Consider the following 24,727-nt stretch of genomic DNA (forward strand, 5'->3'; position numbering starts at 1 on the left):
CGACCATTGCATTCGTTCCGATCGCATAAAAGGAACATCATGACCGAAACCATTATCGCCGCCGCCGAAGGCCGCATCGCCCGCCTCCGGCTCAACCGCCCCAAACCGATCCACGCGCTCGACCAGATGATGTGCACCGCGATGATCGCAGCGCTCACGGACTGGCGCGAGCACCCGGAGATCGAGGCGGTGCTGATCGACCATGCCGAGGGCCGCGGTTTCTGCGCCGGTGGCGACGTGCGCGGCATCGCATCGAGCGCGGCCGGTGACGGGCAAGCGGCACGCGACTTCTTCCGCACCGAATATCAGCTCAACCACCTGCTGTTCACCTACGCCAAGCCCACCGTCGCGTTCATGGACGGCATCGTGATGGGCGGCGGCGTCGGCATCGCGCTGCCCACCCGCTACCGGATCGCGACCGAACGCACCGTGCTGGCCATGCCGGAGACCACGATCGGCCTGTTCCCCGACGTTGGCGGCGGCTGGTATCTGTCCCGCCTGCCCGGCCGCATCGGCCACTATCTGGCCCTCACCGGCGCGCGGATCGACGGCGCGGAGGCCTGCACGCTCGGCCTTGCCACCCACTACATCCCGTTCGATGCGCTGGACGGCGTGAAGGCCGCCATCGCGCAAGATCCGCAGGCGATCGAAACGATCCTCGACGCCGCCACCGTGCCGCCCCCGCCCGCCGCGATTCTCGACCGCCAGCCCGAGATCGACCGGCTGTTCGCCTCGGATGATTATGAGGAGGTCCTGACCGCGCTCGAAGCCGACCCCGGCGAATGGGCCGCCGCACAACGTGCGCTGCTCGCCACCAAGTCCCCGCTCAGCTGCAAGGTCTCGCTCCGCCTGCTCGCCGACGGCGCCGGCATGCAGAGCTTCGCCGACGAGATGCGCATGGAATATGCCGTCGCCGTCCACATCTGCCAGCGTCCCGACTTCGCCGAAGGCGTCCGCGCTTTGCTGATCGACAAGGACAACGCACCCCGCTGGGACCCGGCAACGCCCGAGGGCGTAACCGACCACATGCTCGACACCATCTTCGCCCCGCTACCTGCGGCAGAGGAATGGGAACCGGTCCGGCTGTAACATCCACCAGCCCCTCGCCCGGTTCCGTTTGGTTCGAGCCTGTCGAGAACTCTGCGCAGGGTTCTCGACAGGTTCGAACCAAACGGAACTGGAAGCCTGTCCAGAAGGAACCCCCATGTCCGACTACGAAACGCTTCTGATCGAACGCCACGACGCGGTGACCCTGGTCCGGCTCAACCGTCCGCAGGCGCTGAACGCGCTCAACACGCAGACCCTGACCGACCTGATCGCCGCGTTCGCCGCCTACGACGCCGATCCCGACCAGCGCTGTCTGGTCCTGACCGGCAGCGACAAGGCGTTCGCGGCCGGCGCGGACATCAAGGAGATGGAGGCGCAGGGCTTTGCCGAAATGTACGTCGCCAACTTCTTCGCCGGCTGGGAACAGGTCACCCGCACGCGCAAGCCCTGGATCGCCGCCGTCTCCGGCTTCGCGCTCGGCGGCGGATGCGAGGTCGCGATGATGGCCGACTTCATCATCGCCGCCGACAGCGCGAAATTCGGTCAGCCCGAAATCAAGCTCGGCGTCACCCCCGGCATGGGCGGGTCGCAACGCCTCGCCCACGCGATCGGCAAGGCGAAGGCGATGGAGATGTGCCTCACCGGCCGCATGATGGGCGCCGACGAAGCCGAACGCGCCGGCCTCGTCGCCCGCGTCGTACCGATGACGGACCTGATCGCCGAAGCGCTAAAGACCGCCGCCGCCATCGCCGCCATGGCCCCGCTCGCCGCGATCGCGAACAAGGAAATGGTGAACGCCGCGTTCGACCTGCCGCTCGGACAGGGCATCGCCTTCGAACGCCGCCTCTTCCATGCCCTGTTCGGCACGCAGGACCAGAAGGAAGGCATGGCCGCCTTCGTCGCAAAGCGCGCAGCGGAATGGACGGGGCGCTAGTTTCTTTGTCTACTAAGCCACTCACCCACCCCAAACCGTCATCCCGGACTTGCTTCGGGATCCCGCTTCTTCAGTACGGCCGGAAGGAAGCGGGGCCCCGGATCAAGTCCGGGGCGACGAACCACCGATGGCCCGATCGCAATACGAGCGAACCCTAACCCCCAACCCGAACCCGAGCCCCATTCTCGAAATCATCCACCAGGAGCCGCGCGATTGCCGCTCCCACTACCGCGGGCGGCTTCAGCGTTGCGGGATCCTCGCCCGGAAAAGCCCGCGCGCGCATCTTCGTCGCGGTGGCACCCGGATCAACGATCGCGCAGCGCAGCGAGCTGATTCCCGTCATTTCGTCGGCATAGGTCAGCACCAGCGTCTCCAGCGCCGCCTTGGTGGCGGCATAGCCCCCCCAATAGGCGCGCGGCCGCGTCGCCACCGACGATGTCAGCATCACCAGCCGCGCCTGCGCGCTCATCCGCAGCATCGGGTCGAACGCCGCGATCAGCGCCTGTTGCGCGGAGATGTTGAGCGTCAGCAGGTTCGCCAGTTCCTTTGGGTCGATCGCCGACACCGGCGTCAGCGTGCCCAGCGTGGCGGCGTTCAACACGAGGATATCGAGCGCACCCCAGCGCCCGCCGATCGCCGACGCCAGCTTCGCCACGCCGCCGCTCTCGCCGATGTCGAGCGGCGCGATCGTCGCATTCCCGCCCGCCGCGAAGATCCGCTCCTCCACCTCTTCCAGCCCGCCCGCGGTCCGCGCGGTCAGGATCACATGCGCCCCCGCCGCCGCCAGCGCCTCCGCTGTCGCCGCGCCGATCCCGCGCGACGCACCGGTGACGAGGGCGAGCCGGTCGTGAAGGGGAAGGTCGGTCATGCTGGGTCCATCCGGTTCAAGAAAATTAAACACAGCCTCGTTCACCGTCATCCTGACCGACGTCAGGATCCATTATCACTACGGTCAGGGTCACTCACAACCGGAGTAATTATGGATCCCAGCGTCCGCTGGGATGACGATGGCGTGGGTTCGTACCGATGTCCGTCGGTTACGCCGGAACCCGCTCCGCCAGCAGCGACAGCTGGTCCGCCGGCGCCACATCCTCCTGGTCGGTCAACCGCGTCGGATAGTCCCCGGTGAAGCACGCGTCGCAATATTGCGGGCAGCTTTCCTTGCGCCCGCTCTCGCCCAGCGCCTTGTACATGCCGTCGACCGATACGAACGCCAGGCTGTCCGCGTCGATATGGCGCGCCATCTCGGCCACCGTCATTTGTGCGGCGAGCAGCTTGGCACGCTCCGGCGTATCGACTCCGTAGTAGCAGCTGTGCCGGGTCGGCGGCGATGCGATCCGCATATGCACCTCGGTCGCGCCCGCATCGCGCATCATCTGCACGATCTTGACCGACGTGGTCCCGCGCACGATCGAATCGTCGATCAGGATGATCCGCTTGCCCTTGATCAGCGCGCGGTTGGCATTGTGCTTCAGCTTTACGCCAAGGTGCCGCACCTTGTCGCCCGGCTGGATGAACGTCCGGCCGACATAATGCGACCGGATGATCCCCAGCTCGAAAGGAATGCCGGACTGCTGCGCGTAGCCGATCGCCGCCGGCACGCCCGAATCGGGCACCGGGATCACGATGTCGGCCTCGACCGGGTCCTCGATCGCCAGCTGCGCGCCGATCGCCTTGCGCACCGAATAGACCGAAGATCCGTCCACGATCGAATCGGGGCGCGAGAAATACACATGCTCGAACACGCAGGGCCGCGGCGCCACGTCGGCGAACGGCCGGATCGACCGCAGCCCCTTGTCGGACACGATCACCAGCTCGCCCGGATCGATGTGGCGGATGAACTCCGCGCCGCACACGTCGAGCGCCACGGTCTCCGACGCGAAGATATAGCTTTCGCCCAGCCGCCCCATCACCAGCGGCCGGATGCCGAGCGGATCGCGACAGATCAGCATCCCCTCCGGCGTCATGCACACCAGCGAATAGGCACCTTCCAGCTGCTTCAGCGCATCGATGAACCGGTCGAGCAGCGTCCGGTACGACGACATCGCGACGAGGTGGATGATCGTCTCGGTATCGCTGGTCGACTGGAAGATCGACCCGCGCCGAACGAGGTCGTGGCGCAGCTTGGCGGCGTTGGAGATATTGCCGTTGTGGCTGACCGCGAACCCGCCGCTGTACAGTTCGGCGAACAGCGGCTGGACGTTGCGCAGCGCGGTCTCACCCGTCGTGGAATAACGCACATGCCCGCAGGCGGCGTCGCCCGGCAGCGCGCGGATCACGTCGTCGCGGTCGAAATTCCCGGCGACATGGCCCATCGCGCGATGCGTGTGGAACATGGCGCCGTCCCAGCTGGTGATGCCGGCGGCTTCCTGGCCGCGGTGCTGCAACGCGTGCAGGCCGAGCGCGACCATCGCGGCGGCGGTCCCGTCGGCCCCCCATATGCCGAAGATGCCGCATTCCTCACGGAGCTTGTCTCCGTTCAGGTCGGAGTCGAATGGGTTCGTGATGATCATGGGGCGATCCGTGGTGGCGGCGGATGCCGGTCCCATAGTCCGGCTTGTCGGCTTTGTCGCCTGTTTGTCATCGAACTTGGTCGCGGCGCACGCTACCGCACTGCGCATGACTATCGAAACCACCGACCGCTTGGCACCACGCTACGACGCGAACGGCCTCGTCACCGCCTTCGTCACCGATGCCGCGACCGGCGAACCGCTGATGCTGGCCCACATGAACGCCGATGCGCTGGCCGCCACCATCGCCGGTGGCGAAGCCGTCTTCTGGTCCCGTTCCCGCGCGCGCCTGTGGCGCAAGGGCGAGGAGTCGGGGAACGTCCTCAAGGTCGTCGAAATCCGCATCGACTGCGACCAGGACGCCCTCTGGCTCCGCTGCGAGCCGGCCGGGCCGGCGTGCCACATGGGGGCCAGGACCTGCTTCTACCGCCGGGTCGAAGGCGAGCGGTTAGTCGCAGTCCAAGAGTGACCAAAAAGCCCTCTCCCCAACGGGGAGAGGGTTGGGAGAGGGGGAGTGGCTTGCGACAACCAAGCCGCAACAACAACAGCAAGGTTCGCGAAACGCCCAGCCACCGGGCCCCACCCGCAACCAACTCACCCCAAGCAAAGCCTCTCTCCCCAACCCTCTCCCCGGAAAGGAGAGGGAGCAAAAAAGGCCCTCCCCTTACGGAACCCTTTGACGTTGACGTGAACGTCACCCTGTCATAAAGGCCGCGCATGCCCCTGCATGCCGCAATCCACACGCCCGACGTCCACGACCGGGACAGCTTCACCATCTCCGACCTGTCGGACGAATTCGGCGTCACCGCCCGCGCACTGCGGTTCTACGAGGACGAAGGCCTGATCGCGCCGCAGCGGATCGGCCTGACCCGCGTCTATTCGAAGCGCGACCGCGCCCGGCTCGCCTGGATCCTGCGCGGCAAGCGCGTCGGGTTCAGCCTGTCCGACATTCGCGAGATGATCGACCTCTACGATATCGGCGACGGACGCGAGACGCAGCGCCACGTCACGATCGAGAAATGCACCGCGCGGATGACGCTGCTGCACCGCCAGCGCGAGGATATCGACGCGGCCATTCTCGAACTCGAAAATTTCGTCGCCGTGGTGACCGCTGCGGACGAAGCCGCCCACAAATAACGTCTTGGGAGAGACCGATGCCGACCTATACCGCGCCGGTGCGCGACACCCGCTACGTCCTCGATGCGATCCTCGGTCTCGAACATTACGGCAACCTGCCGGGGTTCGAAAATGCCACCCCCGACATGGTCGAAGCTGTCCTGACCGAAGGCGCGCGGTTCTGCGAGGAAGTCCTGTTCCCGCTCAACCAGTCCGGCGACCATGAAGGGTGCACCCGCCACGCCGACGGCAGCGTGACCACGCCCAAGGGCTTCAAGGAAGCCTATGCCAAGTTCGTCGAAGGCGGCTGGGCGACGCTGGGCGGCATCGAACGGTTCGGCGGACAGGGCCTGCCCCACGTCGTGTCGACCGCGTTCGAGGAATATCTGATCTCCGCCAACATGGCATTCGGCATGTATAACGGGCTCACCATGGGCGCCACCGCCGCCATCCTGGCCAAGGGTTCGGACGAGCAGCAGGCCACCTATGCGCCCAAGATGATCTCGGGCGAATGGGGCGGCACCATGAACCTGACCGAACCGCATTGCGGCACCGACCTTGGCCTCATCCGCACCAAGGCCGCGCGCAACGCGGACGGCAGCTTCTCGTTGACCGGTACGAAAATCTTCATCTCGTCGGGCGAACATGACCTGACGTCGAACATCATCCACCTCGTCCTCGCCAAGATCGAGGGTGCGCCGGACAATGTGAAGGGCATCTCGCTCTTCATCGTGCCCAAGTTCCTGCTCGATGCGGACGGCAACGCCGGCGCCCGCAACGGCGTCGTCTGCGGCTCGATCGAGGAGAAGATGGGCATCCACGGCAACTCGACCTGCGTCATGAACTATGACGGGGCGACCGGCTATCTGGTGGGCGACGAGAATAAGGGCCTCGCCGCGATGTTCATCATGATGAACGCCGCACGGCTCGGTGTCGGCCTCCAGGGTCTGTCGATCGGCGAGGTCGCATATCAGAACGCCGTCGCCTACGCCAAGGACCGCCGCCAGGGCCGCGCGCTCACCGGCCCCGCCGACCTCGACCAGAAGGCCGACACGCTGTTCGTCCACCCGGACGTGCGCCGCATGCTGATGGACGCCAAGTCCAAGCTCGAGGGCGCGCGCGCGCTCTGCCTCTGGGGCGCGCTCCAGGTCGATCTGGCGCACCGCGCCGCGACCGAGGAGGACCGCACCGCCGCCAACGACCTGATCTCCCTGCTCACCCCGGTCATCAAGGGCTATGTGACCGACCTGGGCTATGAGATCGCGACGAACGCGCAGCAGGTTTACGGCGGCCACGGCTACATCCGCGAATGGGGGATGGAGCAATATGTCCGCGACGCCCGCATCGCGCAGATCTACGAAGGCACCAACGGGGTGCAGGCGATGGACCTCGTCGGCCGCAAGATCGGCCAGAATGGCGGTCGTGCGCTGATGGCGCTGGCCCAGGCCATCGGTGCCGACATCGCGGCGGCCAAGGCCGATCCCGCCACCGCCGACTATGCCGGCCGGCTGGAAAAGGCGGCGGGCGACCTGCAGACCGCGTCGATGTGGCTGATGCAGAACGGCATGGCGAACCCCAACAACGCCGGGGCCGCCGCCTACCCCTACATGACCATGATGGGCGTCGTGACGCTCGGCTGGATGTGGCTGAAGATGGTGCGCGCCTCCACTGCGGCGATCGCGGCGGGCGACGGGGATCGGACCTTCCATGAGGCCAAGCTCGTCACCGCCCGCTTCTATGCGGAGCGCGTCCTGCCTGATACGGGGAGCCTGCGGCGCAAGATCGAAGGCGGCGCGGACGCGATCATGGCGTTGCCGGTGGAGGCTTTCTGATGTTCGCAGCGGTGACCGGTTTCATGCTCCTGCTGCAACCGGTCGCCGCGCCACCCTCGTCGACGCCGGCACCCGACGCCCCGGCCTTCTCCGCCGCCACGGCCGCCACGCGCGACCTGACACGCATCGTCGCCGCCTCCGGTCTGCCCGCGCTCGACGGCGATGCGTTCCGCTTCACCGACATTGCGCCCGGCGGTACGGTCGCCACCATCTTCGACGCCCGCCGCACCGGGGCGGCGTCGCAGCGCACGATCGTGACCCTGTCGTTCCGCGACGGGGCATGGTCCGTCGACACGCGCGAGGCGAAGCGACTGGCCCCGGAAACCTTCGACTATATGTCCGGCCGCATCGCGACCGCGATCACCACCGGCGGCCCCGCGACCCCCTGCCCCGACGGCTCCGAGTATCTCAGCGAACGTGCGGCCGCGGGCACCGTCCGCGCCCTGCCCGGCTGCGGCACCGACCACCCCAACCTGGCCCTCGCCCGCCTCTTCGGCGTCCGCGAGACGCCGTAAACGGACTGCGCTCCGCCTGAAGGCACGCAATCGTTGTCATCCGGTCGCGCTCACTGGTGCTACAGGCCCCGTTTAAGCAGGACGGCCGATCTGCGCAAAACCGTAGAATCGGCCCGTGAACCGCGCGAAGATTGTCCAGAAGGTCAGTGCGGTCGCAATCAGCAACTCCGCTCACCCCCAGCGCCTCACACTGCATCGCATAACCCCACCCCCGCATCGCAGAAGGCAGGATCGCGCCTGCGCAGTTCATCAGGCCGGTTGCTACGAGGCTACGCATAGTCTTCATGCCAGCCCCAGCGTTGAGCGAGGGTTTGGGCTGCTGCTGCAGAATGGCGGATTGCTACGAGCCAGATGCATACCGCTGTCGGTCAGCCTGTAGGCATGGCGAAGCGGCCGTCCGGGCTCTACCGGCGCCTGCCACTCGGCTTCGAGATAGCCTTGCCTCTCGAGCCGGATCAGTAAGGGATAGAGAGTCCCCGATTTGATGCCGGTCTGCCGACACAAATCATATCCGTGACACCACCGGCTGCCGGCTTCCGCCATGAGGGCCAACAGCGTTCGGGCAGACGGGGAAAGGGCTCTTTCACGCGACATGAACTTTATATCTACCTATATAGAGAAATAGTCAACGGAGCGATCCGCGCCAAGGATGATGCTTGCCGTGCGCTGCGATCGACTGCTTCCGCCCGCCGAGCGAACCTTGGTCGAGAACGTCGATACAGATTCGGAATGTCCCGAGGGCGTTCGCGTTGGCGGTTCAGCGCCGTCAATCCATTCCAGGCAATATCGACCGGCAAACGCGGCCAGGTGGGAACCTTCGGCAGAATTTGTCCCGGAACGTACGGCGGCTCGCGGTGCGCGACTGTCGTCAGCCGTAGTATCCGACATGCCGCGGACCGATCTGTTCCGCGCTTTTGCAACCAACCTGTCGCCCCGACGACGCGATGCCCTTGCCATGCTCCCCGCGCGGGCCGACATCGGCGGCAACGATAAACAGGAGAGCGACATGGCGACGATCGGCTTCATCGGCCTTGGCAATATGGGCGGCGGCATGGCCGCGAACCTGGTGAACACGGGCCACGCCGTCCACGCGTTCGACCTGTCCGGCGCGGCGCTGGCACGGGCGCGGGACGCCGGTTGCCTGCCCGCTGCCTCCGCCCGCGCGGCGGTTGCCGATGCGGACGTGGTCGTCACCATGCTGCCCGCCGGTCGCCATGTCCGCGCCGTGTATGAAGACGACGTGTTCGGCGCGGTGCCGGCCGGCGCGTTGCTGATCGACTGTTCCACCATCGACGGCGCGACTGCGGTCGCGGTCGCCACGCTGGCCGCGGAACGGGGCTACCGCATGGTCGACGCGCCCGTGTCGGGCGGGATCGCGGCGGCCGGCGCCGGCACGCTCACCTTCATGGTCGGCGGCGATCCGGCCGCCTTTGCCGCCGCCGAACCTATTTTGTCCGCGATGGGCAAGACGGTGATCCACGCCGGTGCCGCCGGTGCGGGCCAGGCGGCCAAGATCTGCAACAACATGCTGCTCGGCGCCACGATGGTCGCGACGTGCGAGGCGTTCCTGCTTGCCGAAAAGCTCGGTCTCGACCTCGCCACCTTCTACGCCATTTCGTCCAAGGCATCGGGGCAGAGCTGGTCCATGACCACCTATTGTCCGGTCCCCGGCGTCGGCCCGGAAACCCCCGCCGACCGCGACTATCAGGGCGGTTTCGCCAGCGCGCTGATGCTGAAGGACCTGAAACTGGCGCTGGAGGCCGCACAGGCCGCCGACGCCAGCGTGCCGATGGCCGCCACCGCCGGCGCGCTGTACCAGGCGCTCGCCAACGCCGGCGACGGCGGGCGGGACTTTTCCTCCATGATCCGGTTCCTCGACGGCAGGACCGGCGATTGATCCACCGCGCCGGCCGGGCTGGTCAGACCTGCCCCGTCCGCGCTATCGCGGCATCATGATCCCCACCACCCGCGCCGTCACCGCCCGCAGCTTCGAAACCGCCATCGCGCTGGCGGTCACCGTGGCGGACGAGACCGGCGAAGCGGCGATCATGCTGTTCGACGATATCGCGGTGCAGGTCGATCCCGGCGACAGCAACACGACCGTGGCGCGCAACCACGACGCCATCCGCGCGCTCGTCGCCGCCCGCCTGCTGCACCGCCCGCTGCTGTCCGAACGTGCGCCGGCGCTCGGCGACGTGATCGAAACCGTCGACGACGATCACGCCACCCGCATCCCGCGCGGCACGGCCGGGATCGTCACCGATCTGGTCGGCGGCATCGGCACCGCGCCGCTCGTCAACCTGGTCGTCCGGTTCGCGCGCCGGACGGTCGATTATGCGCATGCCGATCTGCACACGCTGCGCCACCTGCGCTGACGCCGCCCGCCCGCGCACATCACGTCCTGATCAGGGCACCAGCGTCAGCAAGCCCGCCACCGCAACCGCGCCCAGCACGATCCCGGTCGCCAGCATCGCGAGGAACGGATCGTTCCGGACCGGACATCCGCAGCGGCAGGCCTGCATGTACATCATGTCGTGCGACCCGGGCGAACAGACCATGCCCATATTGTCGCACGCCGGACAGGGGCCACGCCCGGTCCGCGGTTCGTTTCGGTTCGACATCCTCATCCTCCCGTCGTTGCGGTCAGATGACGATCGTATGACAGGTCGAACGCCGGCTCAATCCGCGAAATGGCGGACGGATGTCAGGCCAGCGGCAGGGCATCCGCCAGGATCGGCAGGAACTTCGCCGCCAGCAGGATCGCCGCCACCAGCCCGGCCACGACCAGGCTCTTGCGGTCGGTCAGCGCGAAGGCGACCGGATCGCTGTCCACCTCGCCGCGCCGCCCCATCATCCAGATCCGGTTGAGCCAGTACAGCAGCGGCAACGGCAGCAGCCAGAGCAGGACCGGGCTGGCATAGCTGTGCCCGCGCCCCATCGCTTCCGCGAACAGCGCCAGGACCAGGACGGACACCATCCCCGCCCCCACCCCGTTCATCGCCACGATCCCCTCGTCCCCGGGCACATAGCCGCGCCCGCTCAACAGTTCGTGGCTGTCGCGCGTACTGCCGCGGAGCTCGACATAGCGCTTCAGATACCCGAGACTCAGGAACAGGAAGATAGAGAACAGCAGCAGCCAGACCGATACCGGCACCGCGATCGCCGCGGCCCCCGCGATGATCCGGATCGTGTAGAGGCACGCCAGCGTCAGCACGTCGGCGATCATCGCCGCCTTCAACCGGAAACTATAGGCCAGCGTCAGCCCGCAATAGCCGGCCAGCGCCGCGAACCCCGCCGGACCCAGCAGCGCCGCGCCGGCGCCCAGCCCGGCCACCGTGCCGATCACCGCCGCGACCAGTGCCGCCGGCACGGTCAGCGTCCCCGCCGCGATCGGCCGGTGCCGCTTGCGCGCGTGGGCGCGGTCCGCATCGATATCGAGCACGTCGTTGACCAGGTAGATGCTCGACGCGATCAGCGACAGACAGGCAAAGGCGATCAGCGCGTTCGCGATCTCCGCCACCTGCGTCAGCCGGCCGGACGTGACGAGCGGCACGAACACCAGCGCGTTCTTCGCCCACTGGTGCGGCCGCGCCGCCTTGGCCAACGCGCGCCACCGCCCGGCCGGCGTCGCGAGCCGCACCTCCCCCGCCACGCCGGTGTCGACCCCGACGGTATAGGCGACGCGTGCCGCCTGCCACAGCGGACGGTCGGCCGGCGCATCGCCGACATAGTCGAACGGCGCCCCGCCCAGATGCGCCCGGATCGCGGCCAGCTTCGCGCCGCCCTTCAGGTTGCGTCGCCGGCTGCTCGCCAGCACCGCGTCGAACGACCCCACCGCCGCCGCCACGCGCCGCGCCGTGCGCCAGTGCGCGGCGGTCGCCAGGATCACCGGCCGCCCCGCCGCCCGCGCGTCCGCGATCAGTGCGATCACCTCGTCGCGATAGGCGAGCGTGGACGCATCCGGCGGCACGCGGCGGGCCAGCCAGGTCTTGGTCGCCGCGGCCCCGCGTGCCAGGCAGCGGACAAGCCCGCCCGGCGCGCCCTGCCGCACCGCCTTCACCAGGGCCTCGACCGCCACGTCCCCGCGGATCAGCGTATTGTCCAGGTCGACGACCAGCGGCACGCCGTCCGCGCTGGAAATCATGCCGCACTCCGCGCGACGCAGACGCACCCCACCGCGATCAGCAGCGTCCCGAACACCCGCGCGACATTTAGCTGCTCGCCCAGCGCCAGCACCCCGAACAGCATCGTCAGGACGAACCCGATGCCGACGAACGGATACGCCATGCTCAGCGGCAGGCGCGACAGCACGAACAGCCAGACGAACGCCCCAAGCCCGTACAGCGCGAACCCCGCGATCACGAGCGGCGACGTGACGAACGCCCGCCCCGCATCGAACGCACCGGTCGCGCGCACGCCCTGCACGCCCAGCTTCAGCAGCAGCTGCGCCACCGCGGACATCGATACGCTGAGCAGGATCAGCAGCAGGGAATTGGCTCGCATCGCATGCTCCGTCGTCGCAGGCCCGCTTTGCCCGTCAGGGTTTAAGCATTTATCTACGCGCAGGCTGGATAGCGAATGAATCGGCGGCCATGCGGTCCGGCCAGGGGGTGGGCATGAACGCGATCATCGGCACGGCGAACGGACATGGATCGCCCGGTGCGGCGGCGCAGGCGCGGCTCGTCGCGCTCGCCACGCTGCTGCTCCACCTGTCGATCCTGCCCTACGATATCGCCACCGGTTTTCGCGCCTTCACCTGGGGCGACCGCGGCATCGAACGGCTGCGCATGGTCGATGGCTTCGCGCACGCGCGCGGGTCGGCGGTGGCCTGGATGACCGACGCGCCGGTCGTGCCGGGCGAATACCTGTTCGCGTGGGGGCCATGGGCGCTGGCCGGGCCGATCGGCGTCATCCTGGTCCAGATTTTGCTGGCGACCATCGCGGCCTGGCTGGTCGCGCGCATCGCGGGGCGGGTCGTGCCGTGGCCCCGCGCGGCGCTCGGCTGCGGCCTCGTCTATGCGCTGCTGCCGCAGAATATCGCCTTCCCGCATCAGCTGGTGACCGAGGCGATCGCGACGCCCTTCTGCGTCGCCTGGCTGGCGCTGCTGCTGGCCGCCGTGAGTGGTCCCGTGCGCAGCGGGCGGATCCTCGCGTTCGCCGCGGCGGGACTGTGCATCGGCATCGCGATCCTGATCCGGCCGGTGATCGTCGCCATGCTGCCCATCGCGTACGTGCTCACCCTGCTCGTGCCTGCCGCGCGTGCGCAGCTCCGCGGGCCGGGCCTCTATGTCATGGCCACGATCGGGCTTGCGCCGCTGTTGCTGTGGACCGCGATCTTCACCGCCCAGACCGGGCAGTTCGGCTATAACAAGGGCAGCGCCAATTTCGGCTGGAACCTGCGCAGCAAGGCGCTCATTACCGAACGCGCGAACGGCATCGCGCCACCGGCCGACCTGCTGCCGGACGATGGCGGCATCTCCGCCGGCCGCTTCTTCCAGGAGGTGGCGCTGCACAAGCCGGCCTTCGCCAGGGCGTTCCTGCTCGATGCGGTGACGGTGTTCGGGCGCGGCAACTCGACCAAGATCAGCGTCGACTATCTCGGCATCGATCGCGATCCGACCGGCTGGCGCCAGAAACTGCTCTACGCTCGCGACGCGAAGGCGAGCCGCGGGTCCAACACGCTGAACCCGGTCTATGTGATCGAGGGGCTGGCCTCGCTCCTGACCGCGCTGTTCTTCGCCTTCTGCGCGTGGCAGGCGGCCCGGATCGGCGTGGCGCTCGTCCGCGGAACCGTGGCGCTCTCGCCCGAATGCACGTTCCTCACCATCGTCGCGTCCGCCTGGCTCATCAACGTGTTCGTCAGCGCGCAGATCGTGAACGAGGCGCAGGGCCGCCTCCGCAATCCGGCCGAAGCCGCCTTCATCCTGTTCGCCGCCATGGCTTTCGCCCTGCGCCGGCACTTCCCCCGCCCTGTCGGATCAGGCATCGCCAACGGCACGCATACCCCCTGACCCGAAGGCCCCGACCTTGGCAAAACTGAACCGCAGGCAGATCCACGACGAGGTCCGCGCCCTTCTCGACCAGCACCCCGGCGGCCTGCGCTGGGCCGACGTGCTCCGGCCGGTCATCGCCGCCCACCCGGAAACGCCGTCGAACAGCATCCGGGGTGCCACGCATCTGTTGTTCCAGGGGGCCGACGACATTGTCAAGATCGCCCGCGGCACCTATCAGCTCGCCAAATATGCGGAGGCCGACGCCGCCGACGCCGTGGCGCAGGACGACGCGGTCGCCGCGACGCCCGTGGCGATCGACACCGACGATCTCTACGCCGGATCGGTATCCGAACAGGATTTCTACGCCAGCTTCGCCCGTTGGCTGATGGAGAATGACGAGGTCACCGTCGCCGGCGCGCTCGGCGGCGGCAGCCTGGGCGGCAAGTGGGGCACGCCCGACGTCATCGGCGTGCTGAAACCGCGCGCGCAGGACATCTTCAAGTTCGAACCGCAGATCGTGACCGCGGAGATCAAGGCGACCCCCGACCAGCCCGTCGTCGCGTTCGGCCAGGCCGTCGCCTACCGCCTGTTTTCGCACAAGAGCTACATCGTCGTGCCCCGCACCACGACCAGCGACGACATGAACCGCCTGCAATCGCTGTGCAGCATCCACGGCGTCGGCCTGGTCGTCTTCACGCTCGACATGGACCTGCCGGACTACAACGTCGTCGTCCTGCCCGCGGTCGCCAGCCCGGACATGTTCTACGTCAACGCGATGCTCGACCGCCTGAAGGGCAGCGAGCCGAAACTGCTCAACCGGCTGTTCTGACGGTTGGCCCCGCCGGCACCTGCACCAAAACTGCACGATGCCTGCACGGTAAGAAGATCGCCGCCGCATCCGCCCTCGACGCCAGCCCTCTAGGCAAGCCGCTCCCGATGGAGGTGAAGCGGCATGCGGTTCGGTTTTCTGTGCAAGGGCGCGATCGTCGTCCTGTTGGTCGCCCTGTTCGACGGGCTCTTCCCCCGTGAATTTTCCGGCGCGGTCGTCGGCGCTTTCGCCGCCGCCTGGATCGCCGGCGTACTGATCGGCCGCCCCGACGTCCGCCGAAACCGAACGGCCCGGACAGCGATCGCCGCCGCGATGCTGTTCGCCGCGGCCCTCGCCTACGATCCGGGGCCGCTGCCCTGGGCCTTCTTCTGGTGTGCAGTGTCGATGGCCGCGCTGCTGCCGAAGGTCGCGCGGTTCGACGACGCCTGGCACTGGGCCGCACGCCTCCTGTTTCATGCCCCGACCAGCATCCTGGCGCCGCTCCGCGATCTCCGCCTGCTCCTCGGGACGCGCCACACCGCGCGCACCGGTCCGCGCGCCATCGCAGCCATGCTGGCACTGCCGCTGATCGGCGGCCTGCTCTTCGTCATCCTGTTCGCCAGCGCCAACCCGCTGATCGCGCAGGCCCTGTCCGCGATCCGCCTCCCCGCGCTCTGGCGGATCCTGCTCTGGGTGTTCATCGCCGCCTGTGTCTGGCCCAGCCTGCGCCCCCATGCCGCCACGCTGCGACTGGCCGCCCGGCTGCCCGATCCGGAACCGCGGCTGCCCGGCACGTCGCTGCCCTCGGTGCTGATCGCGCTCGCGCTCTTCAACGCGATCTTCGCAGTCCAGAACATCCTCGACATCGCCTTCCTCTGGGTTGGCGGCGCATTGCCGGCGGGCATGTCGCAGACCGACTATGTCCACCGCGGCGCCTATCCGCTGATCGCTACCGCGCTCATCGCCGGCGTCATGGCGCTCGCCATGCTCCGCCCCGGCAGCGCGAGCGCGGCACATCCGCTCGCCCGCCGGCTGGTGACGCTCTGGGTCGCCCAGAACCTCATCCTCGTCGCTTCCAGCGTGCTGCGCACGATCGACTATGTCCGCACCTCGATGCTCACCGAATGGCGGATCGCGGCGCTTGCCTGGATGGCGCTGGTGGCCCTCGGGCTGGTCCTGATCAGCTGGCGCATCCTGACCGGGCGCAGCGCCCGCTGGCTCATCAACCGGAACGCGCTGGCCGCGACCATCATGCTCGGCACCTGCGCCTTCGTCGATCTCGGCGCGGTCGCCGCCGCCTGGAACGTGCGCGCCGGGCGGCCCGACAGGGTCGACCTCTGCTATCTCGAGCGGGTCGGCGACGGCGCACTCCTGCCGCTGATCGCGCTCGAACACCGCCCGATGGACCCGGCGACGCGCGACGTCGTCCGGCTCGTCCGCGGCACCCTCATGACCAATCTGACGGAACAGCAGTCGGACTGGACGAACTGGACCCTGCACGGTGCCCGCCGGCTCGCGCTGGCCTGTGCCCGAATCGGCCCCACCCCCCCGCGCCCGCGTCCAGTGCCGCCCGGCCGCTGGCGCAACTGCGGCGGCATCATCGAAGTCACCGACCGGGCCGGCACGCCTTGACCCTGCTGCCCGTACCGCCGATCCTCTGCCCCATGCCGCGCACCATCCTGGTCGTCGACGACGACCCCCATATCCGCCAGCTGCTGGTGTTCGCGCTCGCCAAGGCCGGGCTCGACACGATCGAGGCGGAGGATGGCGAGGCGGCACTGATACTCGCGGACACCCAAGCGCCGGACCTCGCCGTGCTTGACATCAACATGCCGCGCATGGACGGGATCGAGACCTGCCGGCGGCTGCGCGCCACCGGCGACGTGCCGATCCTGTTCCTGTCGAGCCGCGACGACGAGATCGACCGCATCCTCGGCATCGAACTGGGCGCCGACGACTATGTCACCAAGCCCTTCTCCCCGCGGGAGGTCGTGGCGCGCGTCATGGCGATCCTGCGCCGCACCGCGGGCCGCCCGCCCGACGTGGCCAGTGTCGCTCCCACCCTGTCGCACGGCCGGCTGACGCTCGATCCCGATGGCTGGCAGGCCGACTGGGCGGGCACGCCGGTCCCGCTCACCGCCACCGAATTCGGCATCCTGCGCACCCTGGCGACGATGCCGTCGCGCGTGTTCAGCCGCGATGCGATCATCGATCGGCTGCACGGCCCCGGCTTCGCGGTTACCGACCGCACGATCGACAGCCATGTCCGCAACCTGCGCGCCAAGTTCGCCGGCGTGGGGGCCGACGACGTGATCGAGACGCGGGCCGGCATCGGCTACCGCCTCGGGACCTGCGGCGGCGGATGATCGAAGCCGTCAAACGGGTCGTCCGCCGCCACTGGCCGCGCCTGCGGCTGCGCACGATCCTGCTGCTCACCTTCGTCTTCGTCGCCGCCCTACCCGGCGTCGGTGCACTGTTCCTGCGCGTGTACGAGAACACCCTCGTCCGTCAGACCGAGGCCGAACTGATCGCACAAGGGGCGGCGCTCGCGGCGGCCGCCGCCGCGGACTGGCCCGGCGCGGGGATCCTGCCCGTGCCGCCCGGCATCGTCCCCGAACCGCCGACGATCGACCTGCGCCTGACCCCCGTCCTGCCGCCCCGCCCCGCCCCCGGCGTCCCGCGCGGTCCGGCCGACGGCGGATCGCGCGCCTGGGGCCGGCGGCTTGCCCCGGTCCTGAACCTGACCTCATTCACCACGCTGGCCACGATCCTGCTGATCGACCGACAGGGTCGCGTCCTTGCCGGCCGGCATTACGGCCGCAGCTACGCCGCACTGCCCGAGGTCCGGACGGCGCTGGCCGGATCGCCGGCCACCACGCTTCGCCGCAACGCGGCCTACCGGCCTGGCTATCCGCTCGAAGGGTTGAGCCGCGCCGCAAATCTCCTGATCCACCACGCACGCCCCATCGTCGCGGACGGCCGGGTGGTCGGCGTCCTGCTGCTGTCGCGCGCGCCACGCTCGCTGTTCGTCGGGATCGACGCCGACCGCGGCAAGATCGCGTTCGGCGTCGCGGCGATCTTCGCGACGCTCGTCATCCTCAGCGGCCTCCTGTCGCGCGGCATCGTCCGCCCGGTCGAGGCACTGCGCCGCGCAACGCGCGCGGTCGCGTCCGGCGGCGGCACGGTCCCCCTGTCACCCACGACGGCGGCGATCGAGATCCAGGATCTGTACCGCGACTTTGCGGTCATGGCAGACGCGATCGAACGCCGCTCGCGCTACCTGCGCGACTTCGCCCATGCCGTCAGCCACGAATTCAAGACGCCGCTGGCGGGTATCGCCGGCGCGATCGAACTGCTGCACGACCATCCGGACATGGCCCCGGCCGATCGCGAACGCTTCCTGTCCAACATGGGCTGCGATGCCGAACGCCTCACGCTGCTCGTCACCCGCCTGCTCGATCTTGCCCGCGCCGACATGACCCGCGCCGGCGCCGGGGTCGCGACCGATCTGGCCGATGTTGTTCGCCGCGTGGCCGACGCCCATCGCGGCCCGACCTTCGCGGTGACGGTCGATTTGCCCGTTCCCTCCCCCCGGGTCGGCGTGCCGGGAGGTATGGTGGAAGCTGTCCTGGCCAGCCTGTTCGACAACAGCCGCCAGGCAGGTGCCACGACCGTCGGCGTGGCGGCCCGTCCCGCCGCGGACCATGTCGTACTGACCGTCCAGGACGACGGCCCGGGCATCCCCGCCGGGAACCGCGACCGCATCTTCGAACCGTTCTTCACCACCCGCCGCACCGCCGGCGGCACCGGCCTCGGCCTGTCGATCACCCGATCCCTCCTCCACGCGCATGGCGGCAGCATCACGCTCGGCGAACAGCAAGGTCACACCCGCTTCACCATCGCGCTGCCCACCGCCATATAGCGGCTTCTCGTTTGACGCAGTGCAGCATGAAACCTAAAGGCGCGGTCTCAATACGCTAAGCCCGATCAGGCGCAGCTTTGCTCAGCGCTGGAGGCGCCGCGTGACGATGACCATGACTTTCGCCGATCTCGCTCTGGCGCCCCCCCTGCTGCGCGCATTGACCGAACAGGGCTATGTTACCCCCACGCCGATCCAGACGCAGTCGATCCCGCTGCTGCTGCAGGGTCGCGACATGCTCGGCATGGCGCAGACCGGCACCGGCAAGACCGCCGCCTTCGCGCTGCCCCTCCTCCACCGCCTCGCGGCCGATCCCCGCCCGGCACCCGGCGGCGGTGCCCGCATCCTGGTCCTCGCGCCCACACGCGAACTGGTGTCGCAGATCGCGGCCGGGTTCGAAAGCTTCGGCCGCCACCTGGCACTCCGCGTGACGACCATCTTCGGCGGCGTCAGCCAGTTTCATCAGGTGGCCGCGCTCAGGGACGGCGTGGACATCATCGTGGCGGCTCCGGGCCGCCTGCTCGACCTGATCGATCAGGGCCATTGCGACCTGTCCGCGCTCGAGGCGCTCGTGCTGGACGAGGCCGACCAGATGCTCCACATGGGCTTTGCCAAGCCGATCGAACGCATCGTCGCGACGCTGCCACAGGATCGCCACACGATGCTGTTCTCGGCGACGATGCCCAAATCGATCGCCGCGCTGGCGGACAGCCTGCTGAGCGATCCGGCAAAGGTCGAAATCGCCCCGCCGTCCACCACCGTCGACCGGATCGCGCAGTCGGTGATGTTCCTCGATGCGGCCGACAAGAAGGCGGCGCTGCTGGCACTGCTCCAGACCCCGGACATGGGCCAGGCCGTCGTCTTCACGCTGCAGAAGAACATTGCCAACGAAGTCTGCGCCTTCATCAGCGAGGGCGGCATCGCGGCCGAGGCGCTGCATGGCAACAAGTCGCAGGGTCAGCGCGAACGGGCGCTCGACGCCTTCCGCGCAGGCACCGTGCAGGTTCTGGTGGCGACGGACATCGCGGCACGCGGCATCGATGTCGACACCGTGACGCATGTGTTCAACCATGACCTGCCCAGCCTGCCGGAAAGCTATGTCCACCGCATCGGCCGCACCGGTCGGGCCGGGCGCAGCGGCTTCGCCATCACGCTGTGCGATGCCGAACAGCGCGCCTGGCTCCATGATGTGGAACGCGAAATCGGTCAGCCCCTGACGGTCCGGGCCGACCACCAATGGCATTGCGAAGTGGCGCGGCACTCCACCAAGCGCGCACCCGTGCTGGGCGGCGGCCCGGCCAAGCAGGTGAAGCCGCCGAAAGCGCCGCGCGAGCGCAAGGTCTGGACCGAGGAAGAAAAGCACGCCGCGCGCATGGCGGCAACCGCCGCCTGAGCGGACGCTTCGCGGGGATCGTGGGGTCTTGACCCTTTTCCACCGGGCGACACGCGGTGCGCCGGTTCCCTAACGCGTCCTGCATCCGCGGCGGGCTGCGGTCTGATCGGTCGCGGTCATCGCCGGGCGATCACGTGCAACAAGCGATAGCCAGCCCCGCCGCTGTCCCGAGTGACGGAATCATGCGGGATAGTTGCCTGTCACGTTAGAATCCTATGCTGCCCCCGCGAAACATGCTTCATGACAGCGAACATGCAGACGAAACGCCAGACGGCCATGATCAGCCTTCGACGCCGCACCAGGGGGAACATCATGCCGCGCAACAGCAGGAAATTTGTCGGTCGCGTGCTGGCGACCGCCCTGGCCGCGGCGTTGGTGCCGGTATCCGCGCTGCTGGCCCAGCCGGTCGCGGTGGCGACTTCCGGCGGTAGCGCGCTGCTGCCGGTCCGCGTGGATCCGAACGACAACAAGGTGCTGGTCACGCTGCCCCCGGCCGGGGCGGACGGCGTCGCCGGCCGCTTCCTCTGCTCGGCGGCCATCAAGACGGGGATGGGATCGGCGCGGATCCGCATCGATCGCGGCATGCAGGGCGAAACGCAGCTGCTCGCGTTCCGCCGGCTGGGCCGCAAGATGGCGGTGACGTTCGAAAACCCGAAATACCGCGCGACGGGCGATGCCGCCGTGCAGCAGGGCGCCCGCGCCAGCTTTCCGTTCAGCACGGTGGCCCTGCTCGATATCGTCGCCTCCACCCCGGGCGGCGGTGCCACGGTCGATCTCGCCCCGTTCCTGACCGGCGACACGCTGAAGCTCGCCGATGCGCTCAATACCGATGGCAAGGGGTATAAGCCGGCCGACCGGCTCAGCGCCGTCGATCCGGCCTCGGTCCGGGTCTTCCCCGACAATATCGAGATGGAAGCGGTCCAGACCTACGTCTCCGACACGCCCGGCCGGGAAGTCGACACGATCGCCCCCGACGGCCGTCAGGTCAGCTTCACCGTCCATCATTCGCTGATCCGCCTGCCGGGGCCGGGCTTCGTCCCCCGCAAGTTCGATATCCGGTCGGGCGCGCATGCAACGCAGGTCTATGATTTCGGCACCCCGCTCGGCCAGCCGGTGCTGGTCGAATATGCCAACCGTTTCCGGCTGGAAAAGGTCGATCCCGCCGCCGCCCGGTCGCGCGTGAAGAAGCCGATCCTGTTCTACATCGACAATGCCGCGCCCGAACCGATCCGTACCGCGCTGGCCGAAGGCGTCGCATGGTGGAACCAGGCGTTCGACGCAGCCGGTTTCATCAATGCGTTCCAGGTCCGTATCCTGACGCCCGATATCGATCCGCAGGACGTGCGCTACAACATCGTCAACTGGGCCGATCGCCAGACGCGCAGCTGGTCCTATGGCGGTGGCATCATCGACCCGCGGACCGGCGAGATCGTGAAGGGCAATGTCGTGCTGGGTGCGCTCCGCGTCCGGCAGAACATCGCCATCTTCGAAGCCTTGGTCGGCACCGCGCAGAACGGCGACGGCGGGCCGAACGATCCGGTGCGCGCCGCCCTCGCCCGCATCCGCCAGCTCGGCGCGCACGAGGTCGGCCACGCGATCGGCTTCGTCCATAATTTCGCCGGCAGCCTGCAGAATCGCAGTTCGGTCATGGACTATCCGAATGCGCGGGTGCGGATCGTCGATGGGCGGCTCGACCTGGGCGATGCCTACGCCACCGGCATCGGCCGCTGGGATACGTACACCGTCGATTGGCTCTACGGCCAGCCCGCGCCCGGCGGTTCGGTCGATGCGGACGCGGCGCGCAAGGCGGCCGCCATCGAACGGGTCGGCCTGCGTTTCCTGACCGATACCGACGGGCGCGCCGCCGATCTGGCCGTTCCCGGCGACAATATGTGGACCGACGGCGACGATGGCGTCGCCGATCTGGCGCAGGTGATGGCGGTCCGCCGGATCGCGCTCGACGGGTTCGGCCCCCGCGTCCTGCTGCCCGGCGAACCGCTGTCGAACCTGCGCCGCAAGTTCGTGCCCGTCTGGCTCTACCACCGCTATCAGGTGGATGCGCTGGGCAAGCGGATCGGCGGAATCGACTATCGCTATGCCGTGGTCGGCGGGGCCACCCCGCCGCCCGCACCGGTCGCCGCGGCGGATCAGGTCGCGGCGATCGACGCCATGCTCGGCACGCTGTCCGCCGCCGAACTCGCGGTGCCGCCGGCCCTGGCGTTGCGGCTGTCGTCCGGCACCAACGCCGGCGCCGATCCGCAGTTCGATACGGAGGTCTTCGCCACCGCCGGGGCGGCCGCCTTCGATCCGCTGGTTGCCACCGACGTCGCCGCACAGGTTACGCTGGACAGCCTGCTCGCGCCGGCCCGGCTGACGCGCGTCTATCTGCAACATGCGCAGGATCCCGCGCTGCCCGGGCTGGAACTGCTGCTCGATCGGCTCGTCGCCGCGACTGTCGACCGGCGCGCTACGGCGGTCGAACGGCGGATTGCGCACCGTACGATCCTGTCGATCGCGCAGGCCCGGCAGGATCCGGCGACCTCGATCGACGTGGCCGCCATCCTCGACGGCCGTCTGCGCACAGTGGCCGACCGGTTCGCCACGGCGTCCGCCCGGACGGAGGATGGCGACTGGCAACGCGGGATGGCCGCCCTGCTGCGCGACGCCGATCGGCTGAAGGCGGAAATCGACAAGACCCGCCGCACCGAACCGGCCATCCCGCCCGGCATGCCGATCGGCGGCGACACCGGCTGGTTCGGCTGACCCAGTCGCGGGTCGCCGGACCGTTCCGTTCTCACGGCCTCCGTGTCAGCGTCCCGACCAGGCTAAGGCCCGAACCACAAAGCCGTTGGCATATTGATCCCCGACACGTCGAGCGATCGGAACACCGTTTTAACGGGCCGTTCCGCTATATGCGCCGTTCGGAGCAACATTTCTAAAAAAGTGCAAGGCGGACTACCGGCTCGACAACCAGAATATGGCTGCTGCCACCATTTACTGCCGCTCTGCATGTAACGTTTCTACCTGGCCGTCAGTCAGCGGAGCCGTCTGACGCGGTATCGAACGGCACGCAGCCCTTTTGCACGGAACGCCAGTGTACATATCGGTTGAAGCAGACCATCCCAAACGCGCGTAAGGTGAAGGCGTATGAAGTTTACGGCGTCTCTCGCTTTCCCGGCGACTCGAACTGGTATCAATTCTCTGGAATGAGCCAAGCTATGACGCGCGTCCTGTCTGCCCCGATCCAACACTATCTTCCTGGGCATCCGCGTGGCGCTGAAGAGTTGTCGTTTTGGAAGCCCCAGGTCGCGGCTACGCCGATCCGACCGCGATAGTCATTTCATGCGGAAAAATTCCATAATATATTACATATTATAAAGCCATCATAACGATAGTTATTTCTGCTCATAGCCAAGGTGACCTAATTCGTTCTTTAAATGCCGGCTCTTGATAGGAGGGTTTCCTATGGATTTTCGGGAAAACTTATACTCTGCTATCGACGATGAGCACGCCCTTAAAGGGCTTGCCGAGACAGTCGCAATGACCAATAACTCACGATCTGCGAATATCCATCATTTTACCCCTGGGGGTAAAACGCATTTCCATAGTCTGTCCTATTATGATCCGGCACATGCCGAACTTTATGCGACATCATTTGTAGACAAGGACGTATGGCTGAAAGCTTCGCTCGAACATGGCGCAACGGGTTCGGCTTTCAATATGGATCGATACATATCACCCGAACAGTTCATACAAACTGAATATTACAACGAATTATTCAGGTCGATCGGGGATGACACGGCACGCTGCATGGGCGCGTTGATCCCCATGGGAAATGACCTGCTGGTAATCGCCGTTCACCGCCCCCTTCGTGGACTTACATACACCAATCCAGAAGTCGCGGCCTTGGACCTGATCATCGGTCATCTCCGTCATGTGCTTCGGGTGCGGCAAGTGATCGAAAGGGAGCGCGGCGAAGGGCGGCTGCTGGAAACGATGATCGAAGCAACCGAAGCCGCGATGCTCATCGTCGACAAGCGCCTTCGGATATTGCGCATGTCCGGGGCTGCGAAACAGATTCTGGCGGCCCGTGACGGCATCCGGGAACGCGGCCTTCTGATAGAGTTCGCCAATCGGGGACTAAATGACGCGGTGTGCCAGGCCGTGAAGGTAACGATCGATCGAAAGGACCCGGAACGCACCGGTTTCCTTTGTGAACGTCCATCTGGACGGGCGGCCTATCGTTTACGTGTAATGCCGGCCGGTGCCCGCGGTGACGATGGTGCCCTGATTCTGATCGATGACCCGGCCTTACCCAGCGGATTGGGAACGAAGGGCGCATGGATCGCGCAGGCGTACCGGTTCACCGCCGCCGAACAGGCGTTGGCGTTTGGCCTTGCGGACGGTGCGACCCTCGCCGAAATCGCGGAACGACGCGGCGTAACGCGGGAAACGCTCCGCACACAGCTCAAATCCCTGTTTGCGAAGACCGGGACTGCCCGCCAGTCGGACCTTGTTCGCTTGATCGGTCCCGCGGTCCGCGCGTAACCAAAGGGCGCTCGCCGTATCGGCATGCTTTTTTTCTGCTCATCCCCCGAACGGGTGAAGCCCGACACGACCACCGCGGGCAAAAGCTTAACACAAGGTTAATCGAGCGACC

General features: G+C 67.6%; 22 protein-coding genes. 16 read left to right on the forward strand and 6 right to left on the reverse strand.

Annotated elements, in window-relative coordinates:
• Positions 1-39 precede the first annotated feature (39 nt).
• Positions 40-1,089: an enoyl-CoA hydratase/isomerase family protein gene (locus tag BKY59_RS14965; protein ID WP_076072925.1), complete on the forward strand. Its 1,050-nt coding sequence runs from the start codon at positions 40-42 to the stop codon at positions 1,087-1,089.
• A 115-nt stretch (positions 1,090-1,204) separates the two neighbouring features.
• Positions 1,205-1,981 (forward strand): enoyl-CoA hydratase-related protein, encoded by a 777-nt coding sequence (locus tag BKY59_RS14970; protein ID WP_076072927.1) that lies wholly within the window; start codon positions 1,205-1,207, stop codon positions 1,979-1,981.
• A gap of 154 nt (positions 1,982-2,135) precedes the next feature.
• Here the strand turns inward: BKY59_RS14970 and BKY59_RS14975 are convergent, their stop codons facing one another.
• Complete coding sequence (locus BKY59_RS14975; RefSeq protein ID WP_076072928.1) at positions 2,136-2,849, reverse strand: SDR family NAD(P)-dependent oxidoreductase; 714 nt, start codon at positions 2,847-2,849, stop codon at positions 2,136-2,138.
• A 169-nt stretch (positions 2,850-3,018) separates the two neighbouring features.
• Positions 3,019-4,494 carry an amidophosphoribosyltransferase gene (gene purF, locus BKY59_RS14980; protein WP_076072999.1) on the reverse strand — a complete coding sequence of 492 codons (1,476 nt, stop codon included), beginning with the start codon at positions 4,492-4,494 and terminating at the stop codon, positions 3,019-3,021.
• 106 nt (positions 4,495-4,600) lie between these two features.
• On the opposite strand from purF, the gene hisI reads away from it, so the two are divergent.
• The 4 genes from hisI (at position 4,601) to BKY59_RS15000 (ending at position 7,954) form a co-directional block, all read left to right on the forward strand.
• The gene (gene hisI, locus BKY59_RS14985) at positions 4,601-4,960 is read left to right on the forward strand and encodes a phosphoribosyl-AMP cyclohydrolase (protein ID WP_076073000.1); all 360 of its coding nucleotides are present in this window, start codon (positions 4,601-4,603) and stop codon (positions 4,958-4,960) included.
• 248 nt (positions 4,961-5,208) lie between these two features.
• A complete protein-coding gene (locus BKY59_RS14990) occupies positions 5,209-5,628 on the forward strand; it encodes a MerR family transcriptional regulator (RefSeq protein ID WP_076072929.1) in 420 nt (139 codons plus the stop codon).
• 17 nt (positions 5,629-5,645) lie between these two features.
• A complete protein-coding gene (locus BKY59_RS14995) occupies positions 5,646-7,439 on the forward strand; it encodes an acyl-CoA dehydrogenase C-terminal domain-containing protein (protein ID WP_076072930.1) in 1,794 nt (597 codons plus the stop codon).
• Entirely contained in the window at positions 7,439-7,954 is a 516-nt protein-coding gene (locus BKY59_RS15000) for a hypothetical protein (RefSeq protein WP_076072931.1), read from the forward strand. Before BKY59_RS14995 ends, BKY59_RS15000 begins: the two co-directional genes overlap by 1 nt.
• A 282-nt stretch (positions 7,955-8,236) precedes the next feature.
• Here BKY59_RS15000 and BKY59_RS15005 read toward each other — a convergent pair whose 3' ends face one another.
• Positions 8,237-8,548 carry a helix-turn-helix transcriptional regulator gene (locus BKY59_RS15005; RefSeq protein ID WP_076072932.1) on the reverse strand — a complete coding sequence of 104 codons (312 nt, stop codon included), beginning with the start codon at positions 8,546-8,548 and terminating at the stop codon, positions 8,237-8,239.
• Between the two features lie 412 nt (positions 8,549-8,960).
• On the opposite strand from BKY59_RS15005, the gene mmsB reads away from it, so the two are divergent.
• Together mmsB and BKY59_RS15015 are read left to right on the forward strand one after the other, a co-directional pair.
• Positions 8,961-9,851: a 3-hydroxyisobutyrate dehydrogenase gene (mmsB, locus tag BKY59_RS15010; RefSeq protein ID WP_076073001.1), complete on the forward strand. Its 891-nt coding sequence runs from the start codon at positions 8,961-8,963 to the stop codon at positions 9,849-9,851.
• 55 nt (positions 9,852-9,906) lie between these two features.
• The gene (locus BKY59_RS15015) at positions 9,907-10,329 is read left to right on the forward strand and encodes a hypothetical protein (RefSeq protein ID WP_076072933.1); all 423 of its coding nucleotides are present in this window, start codon (positions 9,907-9,909) and stop codon (positions 10,327-10,329) included.
• A 30-nt stretch (positions 10,330-10,359) separates the two neighbouring features.
• Here the strand turns inward: BKY59_RS15015 and BKY59_RS15020 are convergent, their stop codons facing one another.
• From BKY59_RS15020 to BKY59_RS15030, 3 genes are all read right to left on the reverse strand, one after another.
• A complete protein-coding gene (locus tag BKY59_RS15020) occupies positions 10,360-10,575 on the reverse strand; it encodes a hypothetical protein (protein WP_076072934.1) in 216 nt (71 codons plus the stop codon).
• An 83-nt stretch (positions 10,576-10,658) separates the two neighbouring features.
• Positions 10,659-12,098: a UbiA family prenyltransferase gene (locus BKY59_RS15025; protein WP_076073002.1), complete on the reverse strand. Its 1,440-nt coding sequence runs from the start codon at positions 12,096-12,098 to the stop codon at positions 10,659-10,661.
• Positions 12,095-12,457 (reverse strand): DMT family transporter, encoded by a 363-nt coding sequence (locus tag BKY59_RS15030; protein ID WP_076072935.1) that lies wholly within the window; start codon positions 12,455-12,457, stop codon positions 12,095-12,097. Before BKY59_RS15030 ends, BKY59_RS15025 begins: the two co-directional genes overlap by 4 nt.
• Before the next feature lie 113 nt (positions 12,458-12,570).
• Here BKY59_RS15030 and BKY59_RS15035 point away from each other — a divergent pair, with 113 nt between their 5' ends.
• From BKY59_RS15035 to BKY59_RS17480, 8 genes are all read left to right on the forward strand, one after another.
• Positions 12,571-13,965 carry an ArnT family glycosyltransferase gene (locus tag BKY59_RS15035; protein ID WP_165374866.1) on the forward strand — a complete coding sequence of 465 codons (1,395 nt, stop codon included), beginning with the start codon at positions 12,571-12,573 and terminating at the stop codon, positions 13,963-13,965.
• A 16-nt stretch (positions 13,966-13,981) separates the two neighbouring features.
• Positions 13,982-14,776 (forward strand): hypothetical protein, encoded by a 795-nt coding sequence (locus BKY59_RS15040; RefSeq protein WP_076072937.1) that lies wholly within the window; start codon positions 13,982-13,984, stop codon positions 14,774-14,776.
• Positions 14,777-14,899: 123 nt separating this feature from the next.
• Positions 14,900-16,387: a DUF4153 domain-containing protein gene (locus tag BKY59_RS15045; RefSeq protein ID WP_076072938.1), complete on the forward strand. Its 1,488-nt coding sequence runs from the start codon at positions 14,900-14,902 to the stop codon at positions 16,385-16,387.
• 32 nt (positions 16,388-16,419) lie between these two features.
• Entirely contained in the window at positions 16,420-17,121 is a 702-nt protein-coding gene (locus BKY59_RS15050; protein WP_076072939.1) for a response regulator transcription factor, read from the forward strand.
• Entirely contained in the window at positions 17,118-18,677 is a 1,560-nt protein-coding gene (locus BKY59_RS15055; protein WP_076072940.1) for a HAMP domain-containing sensor histidine kinase, read from the forward strand. The genes BKY59_RS15050 and BKY59_RS15055 overlap by 4 nt, the downstream gene beginning before the upstream one ends.
• 106 nt (positions 18,678-18,783) lie before the next feature.
• The gene (locus BKY59_RS15060) at positions 18,784-20,067 is read left to right on the forward strand and encodes a DEAD/DEAH box helicase (protein ID WP_076073003.1); all 1,284 of its coding nucleotides are present in this window, start codon (positions 18,784-18,786) and stop codon (positions 20,065-20,067) included.
• Positions 20,068-20,379: 312 nt separating this feature from the next.
• Positions 20,380-22,830 (forward strand): zinc-dependent metalloprotease, encoded by a 2,451-nt coding sequence (locus BKY59_RS15065; RefSeq protein WP_076073004.1) that lies wholly within the window; start codon positions 20,380-20,382, stop codon positions 22,828-22,830.
• A gap of 702 nt (positions 22,831-23,532) precedes the next feature.
• Complete coding sequence (locus tag BKY59_RS17480; RefSeq protein WP_129586412.1) at positions 23,533-24,615, forward strand: helix-turn-helix transcriptional regulator; 1,083 nt, start codon at positions 23,533-23,535, stop codon at positions 24,613-24,615.
• The last annotated feature ends 112 nt before the right edge of the window (positions 24,616-24,727 follow it).

Origin of the sequence: Sphingomonas montana (assembly GCF_001956315.1) — a bacterium.
Taxonomy (GTDB): Bacteria; Pseudomonadota; Alphaproteobacteria; order Sphingomonadales; family Sphingomonadaceae; genus Sphingomonas_R; species Sphingomonas_R montana.

Bases quoted from the DNA above. Each gene is read 5' to 3' on its own strand.
- BKY59_RS14965 (WP_076072925.1), top strand. From the start codon at position 40: ATGACCGAAACCATTATCGCCGCCGCCGAAGGCCGCATCGCCCGCCTC.
- BKY59_RS14970 (WP_076072927.1), top strand. From the start codon at position 1,205: ATGTCCGACTACGAAACGCTTCTGATCGAACGCCACGACGCGGTGACC.
- BKY59_RS14975 (WP_076072928.1), bottom strand. From the start codon at position 2,849: ATGACCGACCTTCCCCTTCACGACCGGCTCGCCCTCGTCACCGGTGCG.
- purF (WP_076072999.1), bottom strand. From the start codon at position 4,494: ATGATCATCACGAACCCATTCGACTCCGACCTGAACGGAGACAAGCTC.
- hisI (WP_076073000.1), top strand. From the start codon at position 4,601: ATGACTATCGAAACCACCGACCGCTTGGCACCACGCTACGACGCGAAC.
- BKY59_RS14990 (WP_076072929.1), top strand. From the start codon at position 5,209: ATGCCCCTGCATGCCGCAATCCACACGCCCGACGTCCACGACCGGGAC.
- BKY59_RS14995 (WP_076072930.1), top strand. From the start codon at position 5,646: ATGCCGACCTATACCGCGCCGGTGCGCGACACCCGCTACGTCCTCGAT.
- BKY59_RS15000 (WP_076072931.1), top strand. From the start codon at position 7,439: ATGTTCGCAGCGGTGACCGGTTTCATGCTCCTGCTGCAACCGGTCGCC.
- BKY59_RS15005 (WP_076072932.1), bottom strand. From the start codon at position 8,548: ATGTCGCGTGAAAGAGCCCTTTCCCCGTCTGCCCGAACGCTGTTGGCC.
- mmsB (WP_076073001.1), top strand. From the start codon at position 8,961: ATGGCGACGATCGGCTTCATCGGCCTTGGCAATATGGGCGGCGGCATG.
- BKY59_RS15015 (WP_076072933.1), top strand. From the start codon at position 9,907: ATGATCCCCACCACCCGCGCCGTCACCGCCCGCAGCTTCGAAACCGCC.
- BKY59_RS15020 (WP_076072934.1), bottom strand. From the start codon at position 10,575: ATGTCGAACCGAAACGAACCGCGGACCGGGCGTGGCCCCTGTCCGGCG.
- BKY59_RS15025 (WP_076073002.1), bottom strand. From the start codon at position 12,098: ATGATTTCCAGCGCGGACGGCGTGCCGCTGGTCGTCGACCTGGACAAT.
- BKY59_RS15030 (WP_076072935.1), bottom strand. From the start codon at position 12,457: ATGCGAGCCAATTCCCTGCTGCTGATCCTGCTCAGCGTATCGATGTCC.
- BKY59_RS15035 (WP_165374866.1), top strand. From the start codon at position 12,571: ATGAACGCGATCATCGGCACGGCGAACGGACATGGATCGCCCGGTGCG.
- BKY59_RS15045 (WP_076072938.1), top strand. From the start codon at position 14,900: ATGCGGTTCGGTTTTCTGTGCAAGGGCGCGATCGTCGTCCTGTTGGTC.
- BKY59_RS15050 (WP_076072939.1), top strand. From the start codon at position 16,420: ATGCCGCGCACCATCCTGGTCGTCGACGACGACCCCCATATCCGCCAG.
- BKY59_RS15055 (WP_076072940.1), top strand. From the start codon at position 17,118: ATGATCGAAGCCGTCAAACGGGTCGTCCGCCGCCACTGGCCGCGCCTG.
- BKY59_RS15060 (WP_076073003.1), top strand. From the start codon at position 18,784: ATGACCATGACTTTCGCCGATCTCGCTCTGGCGCCCCCCCTGCTGCGC.
- BKY59_RS15065 (WP_076073004.1), top strand. From the start codon at position 20,380: ATGCCGCGCAACAGCAGGAAATTTGTCGGTCGCGTGCTGGCGACCGCC.
- BKY59_RS17480 (WP_129586412.1), top strand. From the start codon at position 23,533: ATGGATTTTCGGGAAAACTTATACTCTGCTATCGACGATGAGCACGCC.